The 14,729-nt window shown below is 70.4% G+C and carries 13 protein-coding genes; 1 reads left to right on the top strand and 12 read right to left on the bottom strand.

The window, feature by feature from the left end; genetic code table 11:
* Positions 1-102 precede the first annotated feature (102 nt).
* A complete protein-coding gene (fxsBH, locus tag OG524_RS07700) occupies positions 103-2,331 on the bottom strand; it encodes a radical SAM/SPASM protein FxsBH, inactivated beta-hydroxylase extension form (protein ID WP_405809584.1) in 2,229 nt (742 codons plus the stop codon).
* Positions 2,332-2,404: 73 nt separating this feature from the next.
* A complete protein-coding gene (gene fxsA / locus OG524_RS07705) occupies positions 2,405-2,569 on the bottom strand; it encodes an FxSxx-COOH cyclophane-containing RiPP peptide (protein ID WP_405391689.1) in 165 nt (54 codons plus the stop codon).
* 212 nt (positions 2,570-2,781) lie between these two features.
* Between fxsA and OG524_RS07710 the strand changes: the two genes are divergently transcribed.
* A complete protein-coding gene (locus tag OG524_RS07710) occupies positions 2,782-3,711 on the top strand; it encodes a DUF4231 domain-containing protein (RefSeq protein WP_405391688.1) in 930 nt (309 codons plus the stop codon).
* A 104-nt stretch (positions 3,712-3,815) separates the two neighbouring features.
* On the opposite strand, the gene OG524_RS07715 is transcribed toward OG524_RS07710, so the two are convergent.
* The 10 genes from OG524_RS07715 to OG524_RS07760 form a co-directional block, all read right to left on the bottom strand.
* Positions 3,816-4,295: a hypothetical protein gene (locus OG524_RS07715; protein WP_405391687.1), complete on the bottom strand. Its 480-nt coding sequence runs from the start codon at positions 4,293-4,295 to the stop codon at positions 3,816-3,818.
* Between the two features lie 185 nt (positions 4,296-4,480).
* On the bottom strand, positions 4,481-5,380 hold the full coding sequence (locus OG524_RS07720) for a S1 family peptidase (RefSeq protein WP_405391686.1): 900 nt from the start codon (positions 5,378-5,380) through the stop codon (positions 4,481-4,483).
* Between the two features lie 289 nt (positions 5,381-5,669).
* A complete protein-coding gene (locus OG524_RS07725; protein WP_405391685.1) occupies positions 5,670-6,530 on the bottom strand; it encodes a DUF1684 domain-containing protein in 861 nt (286 codons plus the stop codon).
* A 4-nt stretch (positions 6,531-6,534) separates the two neighbouring features.
* Positions 6,535-7,815, bottom strand: coding sequence for an NtaA/DmoA family FMN-dependent monooxygenase (locus OG524_RS07730; RefSeq protein WP_405812440.1), 1,281 nt, complete (start codon positions 7,813-7,815; stop codon positions 6,535-6,537).
* A gap of 5 nt (positions 7,816-7,820) precedes the next feature.
* Positions 7,821-8,897 carry an LLM class flavin-dependent oxidoreductase gene (locus OG524_RS07735; protein WP_405809587.1) on the bottom strand — a complete coding sequence of 359 codons (1,077 nt, stop codon included), beginning with the start codon at positions 8,895-8,897 and terminating at the stop codon, positions 7,821-7,823.
* Between the two features lie 16 nt (positions 8,898-8,913).
* Positions 8,914-9,891, bottom strand: coding sequence for an ABC transporter substrate-binding protein (locus OG524_RS07740; RefSeq protein WP_405391683.1), 978 nt, complete (start codon positions 9,889-9,891; stop codon positions 8,914-8,916).
* Between the two features lie 72 nt (positions 9,892-9,963).
* Entirely contained in the window at positions 9,964-10,716 is a 753-nt protein-coding gene (locus OG524_RS07745) for an amino acid ABC transporter ATP-binding protein (protein ID WP_405393280.1), read from the bottom strand.
* 50 nt (positions 10,717-10,766) lie between these two features.
* Positions 10,767-11,696, bottom strand: coding sequence for an amino acid ABC transporter permease (locus OG524_RS07750; RefSeq protein WP_405391682.1), 930 nt, complete (start codon positions 11,694-11,696; stop codon positions 10,767-10,769).
* A 54-nt stretch (positions 11,697-11,750) separates the two neighbouring features.
* Entirely contained in the window at positions 11,751-13,592 is a 1,842-nt protein-coding gene (locus OG524_RS07755; RefSeq protein WP_405391681.1) for an FAD/NAD(P)-binding protein, read from the bottom strand.
* Positions 13,589-14,458: an amino acid ABC transporter permease gene (locus OG524_RS07760; protein ID WP_405391680.1), complete on the bottom strand. Its 870-nt coding sequence runs from the start codon at positions 14,456-14,458 to the stop codon at positions 13,589-13,591. Before OG524_RS07760 ends, OG524_RS07755 begins: the two co-directional genes overlap by 4 nt.
* Between the last annotated feature and the right edge of the window lie 271 nt (positions 14,459-14,729).

Genomic DNA, 14,729 nt, shown 5'->3' on the forward strand with positions numbered 1-14,729 from the left:
GACCTTGCTCCACCCCCATGGCGTTCGGTCAAACAACGCCGCTTTTCAGTCATCCATACCCAGGATTCACCAGCACGTTCCCGAGCCGTAGCAATCTTGAGGCTAATGGGCCCACTTGTCCTGAGTTCGCTTCACCTCTTCCTTGAGCGCTGCGATGAACCGCCTTCCTCCGGCCGTGGGCTCGGCTGCCGATCCCATCATGTCGAGCGCCTCGTTCACGCCGTCCATGAAACAGGGATCAAGAGCGGCGAACGCCACTCGTTCATAGGTTTCGGCCAGCAGCCCGGAAAACGGAACGGATCCATCCTGCCAGAGCGGTCGATACTCCCAGGAGCCGTCCGAAGCATAAAGATCCGTGACGTCGAGCAGTGCCCGCAAGGTACTCCGCCGGAAACCGCCCAGAAGTTCGAGCGCCAGCCGTTTCGCGTCTGCCGTCGACCTCAGTCCGACGGCCCCGTATCCATGCGGCCGCTCGGCGTGCCGCCCGGCGGTGAGCGGGGTCAGCGTGGTCAGGCTGCCCGCGGCCGCCGCGGCATGCGACGGCGCCTCCCGCTCCAGCAGCTCCCACGCCTCGGCGAGCCCGGCCTCCCACTCGTCAGCCTCCGCCCGCCCGAGCCGGGGCGCGGCCGGAGCGCCGAAACAGTTCCGGTACGGGTCGAGGTCGTCGAGGGCGAAGCGGGGCGCGCCGGCCTGTCCGAGGTGACGCACGGGGCTCCAGGCGGGGCTGTCGGCCCCGTGCCGGATCCGCCATTCGCCACCGCCGTCGTCACGCCGGGCCACGAACCCGTCCTCGGCCGTACTCAGCCGGACCGTGCCGTGCTCGCCCTCCCCGCCGACCCGGAGCTCGCCGAGCGTGGGGAGGTGCAGTCGGCCGCCCCGGTGGTCGGCCCGCACTCTCAGGCCGAGGCCCGAGCGCACAGCTGCGGCGGCCACGTAAGTCGGCAGGCGCAGCGCCTCGTCCACCGCGCCGGGCCGCCCCTCCCGCAGCCCTTCCAGCGACTCCAGCAGCCAGGTCCGCGTGTACGGGTGCGCCAGCACGTGGTCGAGCCCTGCCGCACCCTCCTCGGACGACTCGAGTACGCCGGCGAGCTGCCAGGCCTCGTCCCACCGCTCACCGCCGCGGCCGTCCAGGTCCGCGTGGAGCCTGGCGAGCAGGGTGCGGGTCAGGTCCTGCTGGGCTTCGACGAGTTCGGCGCGGTCCGTCACCTCCGGTGGCGCCGCGGTGCGCGCCTCGATGCCGCGCACCAGCGCCTCCAGGTCGCGGCAGTACACGGACGGGTTGTCGAACTCCCCGGCCGAGCTGTACCGGTGCGTGTACAGCCCCCCACCGCACGAACGTACGACGGGGCAACTGCGGCAGGTCTCGCTGACGCCGGCCAGCCCGAGCTGCCGCGCGCGGACCCCCGGATGGGCGGCGACGTCGTCGAAGGAGTGCGAGAACACGTCGAATCCGGTGGCTGCCGCACCGTCGTAGGCGCTCTTGAGGGAGTCGACCTGCTCCAGCGTGCCGTCCGTCTCGACCACGACCAGATCGGTGGGGGCCAGACCCAGCGACTCGGTGAGGCTGGGGCCGCCACTCAGCGTGGAGAGCACCGAGGCGAAGAGGCGCACCGGCACCGGGCGGCCCCGTTCCTCCCAGCGGTCGTAGATCTTGAGGAGCCACTCGGCGTAGGCCGTCCCGGACCCGTTCGGACGGGGCGGCGGGTCGTCCCAGGTGGCATGCGGGAGGAGGAAGTCGACGAGGGGTGGGTCGAGCTCGACCAGGGCGTCCAGGACCGCGTGCGGGTCGTTCTCGATGTCGATCGTGCACAGCAGTCCGAGATCGAGATGGCGGTAGCGCTCCTGCCGGAGCAGCTCGACGGCCTTGAGTACGAGGGGGTGGCTGCTGCGTCCGTCCGCGAAACGTCGGTGCCGGTCGTTGGCCGCACGGTCGCCGTCGAGGGAGATACCCACCTTGACGTCGAACTCATCGAAGAGGTCAAGATAACGGGGGCTGAGCTGGAGCCCGTTGGTATGGATCCGCAGGTCCAGTTCGGCGACTCCTGACAAGGCGGAGCCGAACTCTTCGCAGACCTTCCGCAGACGGGCAGGGCCTGCCAGCAGAGGCTCCCCTCCGTGCAGGATCACTGACACGGAGGGCAGTGCATGTGTCTTGGCGTGCTCGGCCAAGCGCCGAGCCGTCCGGGAAATAACATGCTCAGAGACTGTTTTGGGCCGGGTTCGCCAGCTCTGATCAGCATGTTCGTAGACATAGCAATGATCGCAAGCGAGATCGCACCTGCTGTGTACCTTCAGAACGATTTCGCGGAATGGCACCGCGGGCCCTGTCATTCCACCAGTCTAGCCAGTGGACCGGACAGGTCAGGCGGTTATGCCGGTCGAGCCGGCACACGGCGCGGATTCTTCAGAGTGCCGAGTTGAAGGTTGACGCCTGCTTCGGGCGACCGGTTGTCGTCGAGAGAACGCGCCCCAGTTTCTCGGCGGCTGCGCTGCTGGAGATTTCGATCTTTGCGAGCGGCACACGACTCTTCGCAACAGCGAAGGTGGAGGTGGATTCGTAGGTCTTCACGGCCGTCCTTGATGGGCTCGTTCCGGACATGGAAACAGCACCGGCACCTGCGCCATTGCAGTGTCCGGCGGCACGACTTTACCCTCATGAACCCGGTGTGCAACTCAATGCGTACAGCTGTAACCCGAGTGATTTCAAGGGCTGCTCCAAATGGACGGGAACCCTTCCATTCCAGTGAACGGGTGACCACTACACCGAATACAGGAGTGATCATGACAGCGATTCCAGGACCACTGCAGAGCATGGTCTTCAGGAGCGCTGACCTGCCCGCACTCTTCCACCACACGGACGCCATCGCCGTCGCACGCCAGCGGGAGGCGGTCAACACCACCCGTGGCCAGTTGGCCCTGCTCGTGCTGGGGACCGTCCCCGCCGCACTGCCCTGGCACGTCGAGGTCGGCGGGAAGGTTCAACTCCTGCACGTCGTCGCGGTGTTGGCGTATCTCGGTGTCCTGATCACGACGTACCTCGCGTCCCGGCGCAAAGCAAAGTCGCATTGGCAACTCAACCGCTCCGCAGCGGAGTTCATCAAGTCCAACTGCTGGCGCTACGCAGTCCACGGCGCGCCCTTCGACACCGGCACCCATCACCCGGAGGCCGTGTTCGCCAACCGGCTCGAGGACGGGCTCCAGGAGTTACGGAAGGTGGGCTGGGAAGATCCTCGTGAGGAGACCACCGGCGAGGGCGAGGGGCTCATCACCGCCTCCATGCGGGAGTTGCGGGACAAGGCGTTCACCGTGCGAAAGGAGACGTACATCCGGGACCGTCTCATCGAGCAGCGGCGCTGGTACCGCAGGCGGCAGCAGGTGTCCCGGCGGGGTGCGTCCGTCTGGGCCGGTGCCATCGCCGCGCTGACGCTGCCCGCCCTGGTCCTCGCCGTGCTGCAGATGTTCTCCGCCGCGGGGTCCTTCGCGCTGACGGGGACGTTCTCCGCCGCCGCGGCCGCCTGTCTCGCCTGGAACGAGATGCGCCGCCATCACCCGCTCGTCTCCGCGCACTCGCTGGTGGAGGAGGACCTGGAGAACATGCAGGCCGCGATGGAGACCACCCTGACCGAGCGGCAGTGGCCGGCCGCCGTCTTCGAGACCGAGCGGATCGTCTCCCCCGAGCACACCGACTGGCTGGCCCGGCACCGGATGTGACGCCGGGCGGATCCTGGACGAACCGGGCGTGACGGACGTGCCCGCACCCGCTCAGGCGTCACGGGCGCACCTGTCCCGCCCAGGCGCCACGGGCGCGCACCCGCTCAGGCGCGCTCCACGCCGTCGCGCCAGATGACCGTGACCGGCCGGCCCAGCGTGCGGGCGTACGTGACGATGTCGCCGGTGCCGCCCAGGCCCCGGGCCGGCCGGCCGTCCCAGACGGCGAGCAGCCGGTCGCAGTGGTCGGCGATGTAGGCGCCCGCCGCGTAGTAGGCCTCGTCGGTGGAGTGCGGGAAGTCCAGCCGGACCTCGCGGGCGGCCCTCGCCTTGAGCATCCGGTAGCGCGCGAGGTCGGTCTCGTCGTCGAAGCCCGCCTCGTAGTCCCCGCTGGGGATCACCGCGGTCAGCTCCGCCCCGTGGGCCAGGGCGAGGTCGGCGAAGAGCTGGTCGGCCCCGACCGCCAGGCTGGAGAGTGCCTCCACCGAGCCTTCGAAGCCGCACAGCGCCGCCCGTATGCCTTCCAGCACATGCGCGTGGACCTCCGGGGGGATGGATCGGTGACCGGTCACTCCGATGCGTTTCACGGACCTGGAACCCCCTGGGTGTCTGCGGGGGGCCAGGAGGGAGGTCCCCCCGGACAGACGCGGCGTCCGCCCCCGTGCCTCTGCGACCGACCGTCCTGACATCCTCTCAAAAGCCGCGGGTCGAACGGGAGCCCCCGCCGGGAATCGGCGGGGGCTCACAGAGGTGCGGCGGTGTCCGGGCCGGGTCAGAACACGCTGACTCCGTACGCGCTCAGCGCTTCGGTGACCGGCTGGAAGAAGGTCGTCCCGCCGGAGCTGCAGTCGCCGCTGCCGCCCGAGGTGAGACCGATCGCCCGGGTGCCGGAGTAGAGCGGGCCGCCGGAGTCGCCGGGCTCGGCGCACACGTTGGTGCGGATCATGCCGTAGACGATGTCGCCCCCGCCGTAGTTGACCGTGGCGTTGAGACCGGTGACGGTGCCGCTGTGGGTGCCGGTGGTGGATCCGCGGCGGGTGACGGCCATGCCGACCGTGGCGTTGGCCGCGCTGGTGATGTCCTGACTGCCGACGGTGCCGGACTTGGTGACGGAGGTGTTGGTGTAGCGGACGATGCCGTAGTCGTTGGTCGGGAAGCTGGAACCCGACGTGGTGCCGAGGACGGTGGTGCGCCCGGAGTTCGAGTACCAGGTGCCCGCGCCGTCGGTGCAGTGGCCGGCCGTCAGGAAGTAGTAGGTGCTGCCGCTGCGGACGTTGAAGCCGAGGGAGCAGCGCCAGCTGGAGGCGTACACCGCGTCACCGCCCGAGATCAGCTTGCTGAACTTCCCGGGGGTGCGTTCGATGCGCAGGGCGCCCGCGTCGGCTCCCGCGGATTCCTTGATCCTGTTGATCTCCGCCTGCGAGACGGTGCTGTCCACCGTGACGACGAGGCGCCCGGTCGCGGGGTCGGTGTTCCAGGCGGTGCCGGCGACGTCGGCGCCGAGCACGGCGTCTCCCGCCGCACGGAGCTGGTCGGCGCTGTACGTGCCGGTCGGTTGGGCGTTGGCGGCGGGGACGGCGAGTGCAGCGACGGCGACGAGGCCGGCGGAGACGGCGACGATCCTGCTGCGTCTCGCTGCGCCGCTGCGTGGGGTGGTGCGCTTGATCCTCACTTCTGTTCCTCCCGAGGGGAATCGGGGGTCCGCTGTGGGGTGGCCGGACCCGTGAGGCGCAGCCGGGGCACGGGCACGTTCCGGAATGCCTTCCGGGACGTGTTCCGGAGGTGTTCGAATTCCGGATGATCCGTACGTCCGACAAGCGCTGCTCGGGAGTATCGGGGGCGTCAACTCGCCACGCAAGGGCGCCTTTCGGCCATGGGAGGCCGGGCAACCGGCACCGCCCCGGCAGCTCTGGGGCTGCCGGGGCCGGTGGGCCGGGGCCTTGCGTCGGCGGTGGGACGGATCAGGCGTCGATACGGTTCCGCTCCCCTGCCGCGACCGGGACCGTGAGGGTGTTGCCGGGCGGCGGGAAGGGGCAGATGAAGTGGTCGGCGAAGGCGCAGGGCGGCAGCAGCGCTCGGTTGAGGTCGACCTTCACCCTGCCGTCCTCGTCGGGTGCCCCGGGCCGCAGGAAGCGGAAGCGGTAGCTGCCGTTCCCGCTGGTGGCGTCGGCGAAGACGGCCCAGAGCGAGCCGTCGGGCTCGACGGCGACCTGGAGCGTGTGCTCGGTGCCGTCCAGCGTGAAGGTGATCTCGCCGCCGAGCCCCAGCCCGCGCTCACGCCCGTCGGCGTTCTCCACCCGGACGGTCCGGCCGGTGCCGTACGGGCGGAAGGTGCCCTCCAGCGACCAGCGCGCGTCGTACGGGGTGGCGTCGATGGTGCGGAAGTCGTGCCGGGCGGGTGACAGGGGGTCGAAGTCCCTTACCGCCCACAGTCCTTCGCGGCTCAGGAGGACCAGCCGGCGCTCGCCCCGCGCCACCCTGGAGGCGTCGATCGGACCGCGGTCGGCGCTCAGCCGGACCTCTCCGGCCAGCGGTTCTCCGTCGATGGTGAGCCCGTCGTCGGAGGCGGCGGTGAGCACGACCTCGTCGCCGTCCGTACGCCACTGTCCCGGCACGGCCGGAATTCGACCGTCCGGGTGGTCGGAGAGCCAGTGGGTGCCGGTGAGGGAGAGCGGGCCGTGCGGGGCCGCCACCGCGACGATGCGCTCCTCGTGCCAGCGCTGCCACTCCTGGAAGTCCTGGCTTCCCACGCCGCCTCCGCCGATTTCCCCGCTTCCGCTGCCGCTGCTGTCCTGGCTGTCCTGCTGCGCGTCCGTGCTCATGCGATCAACCCTTCCATACCGGGTCCTTCAGCCCGAGGTGCGACCGCAGGGTGGAGCCGGTGTATTCGGATCGGAAGGCGCCACGTTCCTGGAGGAGCGGGACGACCCGGTCCACGAAGGGGTCGAGGCCGCCCGGGGTGAGGTGCGGAATCAGGATGAAGCCGTCGGCGGCGCCGGTGGAGACGAATGTCTCCAGTTCGTCGGCGACCGTCCGCGGGGAGCCGATGAAGGACTGCCGGGCCGTGGTCTCGATGACCGTCTGGCGGATGGACAGCCCCTTGGCAGCCGACAGGGCACGCCACTCGGCTGCGACGGCGAGCGGGTCCGCGACCCTCACCCTGCCCTGCACCAGGCCCGATTCGGGGTCCGGGTCGATGGCGGGGAGGGGGCCGTCGGGGTCGTACGAGGAGAGGTCGCGGCCCCAGACCTGTTCCAGGGCGAGGATGGCGTTCTGCGGGGAGACCTGGAGGCGACGGATCTCGGCGGCGTTCTGCTGGGCCTCCGCGTCGGTGTCGCCGATGACGACGGTCACCCCGGGCATGATCTTCAGGTCGTCCGGCTGTCTGCCGTACTTCGCGAGCCGCGCCTTGACGTCGGCGTAGAAGATCCGGCCGGCCTCCAGGGTGCCGTGCCGGGTGAAGATGACATCGGCGGCGGACGCGGCGAATTCCCTGCCCTCGGCGGAGTCCCCCGCCTGGATGACGACGGGGTGCCCCTGCGGCGAGCGGGGGACGGTGAACTCCCCGGAGATCCCGAAGTGCCGACCGGTGTGCGCGAACGGGCGCGAGGTGCCGTCCGGTGCCCAGGAGTCCCACAACTCGCGTGCCGTGGCGACGAATTCGGAGGCACGGGTGTAGCGGTCGGCCCGTTCGAGGTAGCCGCCCCGGCGGAAGTTCTCCCCGGTGAAGGCGTCGGAGGAGGTCACCACGTTCCAGGCGGCGCGCCCGGCGCTGAGGTGGTCGAGCGTCGCGAGGCGCCGGGCGAGTTCGTACGGTTCGTTGAAGGTGGCGTTGACCGTGGCGGCGAGCCCGAGGCGGTCGGTGACGGCGGCCAGGGCGTTCAGCACGGTGAGGGACTCGGGCCGGCCGACCACGTCCAGATCGTGGATGCGGCCGTTGTGCTCGCGCAGCCGCAGTCCTTCGGCGAGGAAGAAGAAGTCGAACTTCCCGCGTTCGGCGGTCCTCGCCAGGTATTCGAAGGAGGCGAAGTCGATCTGGCTCCCGGAGCGGGGATCGGCCCACACCGTGGTGCTGTTGACGCCCGGGAAGTGCGCGGCGAGGTGCATCTGCTTCACGCCGTGCCCCCCGAGGTCGGGGCGAGCGCGTAGCGGTTGGCCGGGCGGATCAGGCCGAGGTGTTCGCGGAGTGTGCCGCCGGGGTGGAAGGTACGGAACAGGCTGCGGTGCTGGAGCAGGGCCACGGTGCCGTTGACGATCCTTTCGAGGTCGCGTTCGGGGGTGATGGGTGTGAGGTGGAATCCGTCGACGGCGCCGCCCCGGTGCCACCGGGTGATCAGCTCGGCGAGGTCGACCGGACCGCCGCGGAAGTACGTCCCCCGGCCCGCGAGCTGCGGGCCGCTCTCCAGTCCCGGTTCCGTCGCCGTCTCGGCGTCCCCGAGGTCGACGGTGAGCGCGACCAGGACCCGCAGGGTGTCGGGGTCGCGGCCGTGCGCGGCGGCGATGCGGCGTACGTCGTCACGGAGCGCGGACGCCTGCTCGGGCGAGGTGGCCCGGACGTACACGACGTCGGCGTACCGCGCGGCGGGTTCTCTGGCGGGGCCGCTCGTGCCGTCGATGACGGTGACGGGCCTGCCCTGCGGCGGCCGGGGCACGATGGCCGGGCCCCGCACGGAGAAGGTGCTGCCCTCGAAGTCGACGTAGTGCAGCTTGTCGCGGTCGACGAACCGGCCGGTGGCGACGTCCCGGATCTCGGCGTCGTCCTCCCAGCTGTCCCACAGCCGGGCCCCGGCGTCGGCCACCTCGCCGGCCTCCTGCCACAGGGCGGCGGCGGACGCGGCACCGCGCCGGCCGAAGAGCCGGGCCTCTGCCTCGGTGGTCGACACGTCGGCGTGCCAGCCGGCCCGGCCGCCGCTGACCCAGTCGAGGGTGGCGACGGCGGACGAGATGTGGAAGGGCTCGGTGTGGGTGGTGGTGACGGTCGGCACGAGGCCGATCCGGGTGGTGGCCGGGGCGACACGGGCGAGCACGGCCAGCGCGTCGGGTCCGGGGCGGGCGAAGGAGTCCCCGAGGGTGACGAAGTCGAGCGCGCCCTGTTCGGCGAGGCGGGCGAGGGCGATGTGGGAGGCGGCGTCGTAGCGCGGCGGGCCGCCGATCTCGGCGGCCAGATGGAGTGGCCTGGTGGCAGACATGCGGGACCTCTCGGGGTCAGTTCTCGGTCTTGGGGAGGCCGGGCGGGTTGATCTCCGACTTCTCGACGGCCTCGTTGGCCAGCCCCCAGCGGTCGAGCACCTGGGCGTAGGAGCCGTCCTGGATGATGTGGTCGATGGCGGCGCCGTACGCCTCGACCAGGCCGCTGTCCTTCTTCGTGGTGGCGGCGATCTTCCCCTGGACACCGTCGCCGGCGCCGGAGAGCGTGCCGACGATCTCGGACTGCCCGGCCGACGCGACGTGGTAGTTGGCCGAGGGGCTCGGGCCGAGGTAGGCGTCGATCCGGCCCGACTGGAGGGCCAGGTAGTAGTCGGTGTCCTTCTGGAAGTACTTGATCTCCACCGGTTTCCGCCCGGCCTCGACGTTCTCCTCGCTCCAGTCGACGAGGATCTTCTCCTGGTTGGTGCCCGAGGCCACGGCGATCGTCCTCCCCGCGACGTCCTCGGGCGACTTCACCTTCCAGCCGGAGCCCTTCTTCGCCTCGAACGCGATGTTGTCGAGCCGGTAGGTGGCGAAGTCGTACTTCTCCTTGCGCTCCTCGGTCACCGTGACGTTGGACAGGACACCGTCGAACTTGGAGCTGTCGAGGCCGACGAAGAGGTTCTCCCAGGAGACCTCCTGGAAGTCCGGCTTCAGCCCGAGCGTGTCGGCGATCAGGGTCGCGAGGTCGATCTCGCTGCCGATCCGGGTCTTGTCGTCGGTGGCGTAGAAGCCGAGCGGGGGCGAGGCGTCGGCGCTCGCGCCGAGCCGGAGCGTGCCGCGTTCACGGATGGCGGCGGGCACCTTGGCCGCGATGGCGTCGACCTTCTCGCCCCTGATCCGTTTCTGGTCGGGGCCGATGTTGATCCCGGTGTCCTTCTGTCCCTCGGGACGGATCACGTCGGTGGCGGCGTCGCTGCTGCCGCACGCGGTGAGCAGCCCGGCGGCGGCGAGGGTGGCGAGGGCGACGACGAGGGTGCGGCGGCGGACGGACATCTGGTTGCTCCTTGCTTGCGGGGACGGCGGAAGGTCGGGCCGATGACGAGCGGTCTGCGGCGACGGCACGGCTCAGAGGACCTTGGAGAGGAAGGCGCGGGTGCGTTCCTGGACCGGGCGGTCGAGTACGTCGGCGGGCGGGCCCTGCTCGACGATCCGCCCCTGGTCCATGAAGACCACGGTGTCGGCGACCTCCCGGGCGAAGCCGATCTCGTGCGTGACGACGATCATGGTGGTGCCCTGGTGCGCCAGGTCCTTGATGACGTCGAGGACCTCGCCGACGAGTTCGGGGTCGAGCGCGGAGGTCGGCTCGTCGAAGAGCAGCAGCTTCGGTTCGAGGGCGAGCGCCCGGGCGATGGCGACGCGCTGCTGCTGGCCGCCGGAGAGCTGCTTGGGGTACGACCCCGCCCTGTCGGCGAGACCGACCCGGGCGAGGAGTGCCTCGGCCGCGGCGACGGCTTCCTTGCGGGGGCGGCCGAGGGCGGAGACCGGGGCCTCGATGATGTTCTCCAGGACGGTCAGGTGCGGGAAGAGGTTGAAGTTCTGGAAGACGAAGCCGATCCGGGTGCGCTGGCGCAGGACCTCGCGTTCACGGAGCTCGTACAGCTTGTTCCCGGACCGGCGGTAGCCGACCAGGGTGCCGTCGACGCTGATCCAGCCCTGGTCCACCTTCTCCAGGTGGTTGATGGTGCGCAGCAGGGTGGACTTCCCGGAGCCCGACGGGCCGAGGACGACGGTCACCTCTCCGGCGCGTACGGACAGGTCGATGCCGCGGAGCACTTCGAGGGAGCCGAAGCTCTTGTGCACGGCGCGGATCTCGACCATGGCGTCCGCGGTGTTCGCGGGTGCGTCCTTGGATACATCGGTGGGTGCGCTCATCGCACGGCCCCCTTGGCGTAGTGACGTTCGACGTAGTGCTGGAGGACGGAGAGCACGGTGGTCAGGAGGATGTACCAGACGGTGGCGACCATCAGCAGCGGCACGACCCGGCCGTTGCGGCCGTAGACGACCTGGACCTGGTAGAAGAGTTCGCCGATCGCCATCACGGAGACGATCGAGGTGCCCTTGAAGAGGGAGATGATCTCGTTGGCGGCGTTCGGCAGGATGGAGCGCATCGCCTGCGGCAGTACGATCCGCCGCAGCTGCCGCAGCCGGGGTATCCCGAGCGCGGCGGCGGCCTCCAACTGCCCGCTGTCAACGGCCAGTACGCCGCCGCGCACGATCTCCGCGGCGTACGCCGCCTGGTGCAGTGCCAGTCCGAGGACGGCCGCGCTCATCGCTCCGACGAGGTTCATCGTGTCGAAGGTGAAGAAGCCCGGCCCGAACGGGATGCCGAACTCCAGCTCCTGGTAGAGGTAGGCGAGGTTGAACCAGAACAGCAGCTGGACGATGAGCGGGATCGAGCGGAACGCCCAGATGTACGCGTACGCGACCGCCCTGAGGAACGGGCTGGCGGACAGCCGCATGAAGGCGAGGACGATACCGAGCGCGAAGCCGAGCACCGTTCCGTAGAGGGTCAGCTGCAGGGTGACCCAGACGGCCTTCAGGATGGTCTCGGTGGTGATGAAACGGGCGAAGACGTCCCATTCCCAGCCGGGGTTGGTGAGCAGCCCGTTCAGGAACTGGGCGAGCAGCACGGCGGTGACGGCGACGGCGACCCAGCGCCAGGGGTGCCGCACGGGGACGACGGTCAGGTCGGAGAAGTCGGACCCGTCGTCGTACGGGGCCGTTCGCCGGGCTTCCTCACCGGGCGGCGCTGTATCGAGAGGCTCTTTGCCCAAGGGGGGATCGCTGGTCAGCGACATGGTGGTGTTCCTTCAACGGCGGGGTGACGAGAGAGAGGGGGGGTGTTGCCGCACTCACGCGGTGTGGCGGCCGCGACAGGAGAGGTCGCGGAGGAACGCGAGCACCGCGCGGGCGGCAGCGTCGTTCTGCCGGAAGGCCGGGCCGCCGGTACGCGGCCGGGTGAAAGCACCGCTCGAACGCGCGGTGGTGTACGGGCCGAGGGCGAAGCGGCGCGGGTGCGGGCTGCCGTCACGGTCCAGGATCCGGCTGTCGCCCGGGTCGACACGGAGTAGCCCCGTGTCGGTGCCGGCGGCCCCGTCCTCGTGCAGTCCGCGCAGCAGCGGGCTGCGGGTCTGCCGCAGGGAGGGGTCGGGCAGTCTGGCCTCGACCAGTGCCCTGGCCTCTATGTGCTCGTCGGGCACGGTTGCGCTGCCGGCCCGGAAGACCCCTTGCTCCTCGTCCGTCTCCAGGGTGATCCCGGCGCCGAGGAAGCGGACGACTCCGGCCCGGGAGAGGGCGAGGAGCTGGCGGAGCCGGGGGCCGGGCGGGCCGGAGGCGAGGTAGCTGAAGAAGCCGTGCCACCGGTCGCCGATGTCGCCGGCCCGGACCAGCTGCCCGTAGACGGACAGCAGGCCGAGGAAGACGGCGAGGTCGGGGCTGTGCCGGGGGTCGTGGCGGCGTTCGAGGTCGGCGGCGATGTAGGCGCGCAGCCCGTCCTGCAGGGAGTCGTACGAGGGGTGGCGCAGCCCGTCCAGCGGCCGGTCGAGCGCGTCCAGGTCCAGGTGGTCGGCGGGGTCGGGTACGGACGAGGCGACCAGGGCCCGCAGCTCGGGGCTGCCGGGCTCCGCGACGGCGTACTTCTCCTCGAAGTCGCCCCAGCCGACCGCGGTGCGCTCGGGGTGGGCGGTGAAGAGCCGGTGGTAGTGCGCGTGTCCGAGCTCCTTGACGACCGTCGGCCACAGGTCGCGCCGGAAGTCCACGGGGCCGGTGCCGTCGAGCACCGCGTCCACCTGGTCGGGTCCCAGGTAGCGCGGCAGGGGCGGCTGTTCGCCCTGCCAGGTGTAGCCGATCTTGGCGTGGTAGGGCACACCGCGCCGCGATCCGACGTACAGGACGGGCTCCCGGCCGGAGGGGAGGTAGACCCCGTCCTCGTACCGGCCGCCGCGCCCCTCGGTGAGCAGCGCCATCAGGTCGATGAAGGCGAGGCCGAAACCGCGCACGATGACGGGCTCGCCCGCGGGCAGGGCGGAGAGGTCGCTGTCGGCGGTGAAGTCGGGCGGCAGGTGGACGAGTCCGTGCCGTGCGGCGAAATCGGCCAACTTCAGCTGTTCGGGCTCGGGTTCGGCGTCGAGATGGCCGACGGTGAGAACGACGAGGTCGGCGAGGAGCGGCTCGGCGCACCCTTGGAGCCAGACCTGCTGCCGGCCGTCGTGGGATCCCGATACGCGGTGTGCGTACGCCTGGTGCTCGTGGACGGTGATGCCCGGCGGGAGGGCGGCGAGGGACTGCTCGTACACCCAGCGCAGATAGACGCTCTGCAGTCGCCGGCTGGGGAAGTCCTGGGCGCCCAGTTCCCGGATCTCCGCGAGGATCGCGGGGTCGGTGTCGAGGACGGTCCGCCCTTCGCGGACGTCGGCGGCCCAGGTGTGCACGGCCGGGCCGGGGCGTATCGGACCGTCCTGCTTCACCGTGTCATCGGTGAACATGGTGACGTCCTCGGCCATGGAGTTCATCCAGAGCAACGGGGACTGGTCCTGCCGCCAGATGCGGCCGCCGCCCGGCGGGTACGGGTCGACGAGGTGGATGTCCAGGCGCCTGTCCCCGTACAGCTCGGCGGAGTTGGCGGCGATGCGCTCGATGACGCCGGTGCCGCGCGGGCCGCCGCCGATGACGACGAGCGTCGGTACGCCGCTCATCGTGCGCCTGCCGTGCCGCGTGCGTAGTGGCGTTCGACGTAGTGCTGCCCGACGGACAGCAGGGAGGTGACGACGACGTACCAGAGGGTGGCGACGAGCAGCAGCGGGATGACCTGGTAGGTGCGGTGGTAGACGAGCTGCACCGAGTGGAGCAGGTCCTGCACGGCGATGATGCTGACGATCGAGGTGCCCTTGAGGGTGCCGATCAGCATGTTCCCGGCGGGCGGGACGATGGAGCGCATGGCCTGCGGCAGCACGATCCGCCGCAGCCGGCGCCAGGGTCCGAGCCCGAGCGACTGGGCGGCCTCCAGCTGTCCGGGTTCGACGGAGAGGATGCCGCCGCGCACCACCTCGGCGGCGTACGCGGCCTCGTGGAGCGTGAGGCCGATGACGGCGACGGCGAGCGGGCCGAGGAGGTCGACCGTGTCGACGCCGAGGATCTGCGGGTAGAGGGCGCCGATGTTGAACCAGAAGAGCAGCTGGACCAGGATCGGCGTGGACCGGAACAGCCAGACGTAGCCCCAACTGACGGCCTGGAGAACCGGGTTGCCGGAAAGCCTCATGACGGCGAGCAGGGTGCCGAGGGCGAAGCCGAGCACCATCACGAGACCGGTGAGCCACAGGGTGAGGCCGAGGCCGCGCAGCACCGAACCGGTGGTGAGGTGGTCGCCGACGACGCCCCACTGGAAGGCATCGTTCCGGATCACCGAGACCAGCGCACCGGCGAGGAGCACCAGGACGGCGACAGCCGCCGCCCACCGGCCGGTCCGGCGCACGGGCACGATGCGCGGGACGGTGTCGCCGGCACCCTTGGCGGGCGGGGAGGTGAGCCGTCCCTGGTGAAGGGTGTCAGTCTGCGCGGGCATAGGGGGCTCCGTGGATGCAGAGATCGAACACGGGACGTGCCTTCAGCGCGAACACAACGTGGACCGGGCCCCTCAGCGCCGATCCGCTTCCGAGACAATCTCTGTCAGGGGCATGTTGTCAAGCGTGTCCATACTGTGAGCCGCCGGTCCGGACGCGGTTGACGTGCACCCGGATGCCTGTTCCACTGAGGCCATGTATGCGCAGCAGTGGCTGGTCACCCGCTCCCACATCGACTTCGGTCGCGTGTGGTCCTGTTCCTGTTGAGCTGAC

Source organism: Streptomyces sp. NBC_01520 (assembly GCF_045040375.1).
In the GTDB taxonomy this organism is placed as follows: Bacteria; Actinomycetota; Actinomycetes; order Streptomycetales; family Streptomycetaceae; genus Streptomyces.

Bases quoted from the DNA above. Each gene is read 5' to 3' on its own strand.
- OG524_RS07760 (WP_405391680.1), bottom strand. From the start codon at position 14,458: ATGCCCGCGCAGACTGACACCCTTCACCAGGGACGGCTCACCTCCCCG.
- OG524_RS07750 (WP_405391682.1), bottom strand. From the start codon at position 11,696: ATGTCGCTGACCAGCGATCCCCCCTTGGGCAAAGAGCCTCTCGATACA.
- OG524_RS07745 (WP_405393280.1), bottom strand. From the start codon at position 10,716: ATGGTCGAGATCCGCGCCGTGCACAAGAGCTTCGGCTCCCTCGAAGTG.
- OG524_RS07730 (WP_405812440.1), bottom strand. From the start codon at position 7,815: ATGCACCTCGCCGCGCACTTCCCGGGCGTCAACAGCACCACGGTGTGG.
- OG524_RS07755 (WP_405391681.1), bottom strand. From the start codon at position 13,592: ATGAGCGGCGTACCGACGCTCGTCGTCATCGGCGGCGGCCCGCGCGGC.
- OG524_RS07740 (WP_405391683.1), bottom strand. From the start codon at position 9,891: ATGTCCGTCCGCCGCCGCACCCTCGTCGTCGCCCTCGCCACCCTCGCC.
- OG524_RS07710 (WP_405391688.1), top strand. From the start codon at position 2,782: ATGACAGCGATTCCAGGACCACTGCAGAGCATGGTCTTCAGGAGCGCT.
- fxsBH (WP_405809584.1), bottom strand. From the start codon at position 2,331: ATGACAGGGCCCGCGGTGCCATTCCGCGAAATCGTTCTGAAGGTACAC.
- OG524_RS07725 (WP_405391685.1), bottom strand. From the start codon at position 6,530: ATGAGCACGGACGCGCAGCAGGACAGCCAGGACAGCAGCGGCAGCGGA.
- OG524_RS07735 (WP_405809587.1), bottom strand. From the start codon at position 8,897: ATGTCTGCCACCAGGCCACTCCATCTGGCCGCCGAGATCGGCGGCCCG.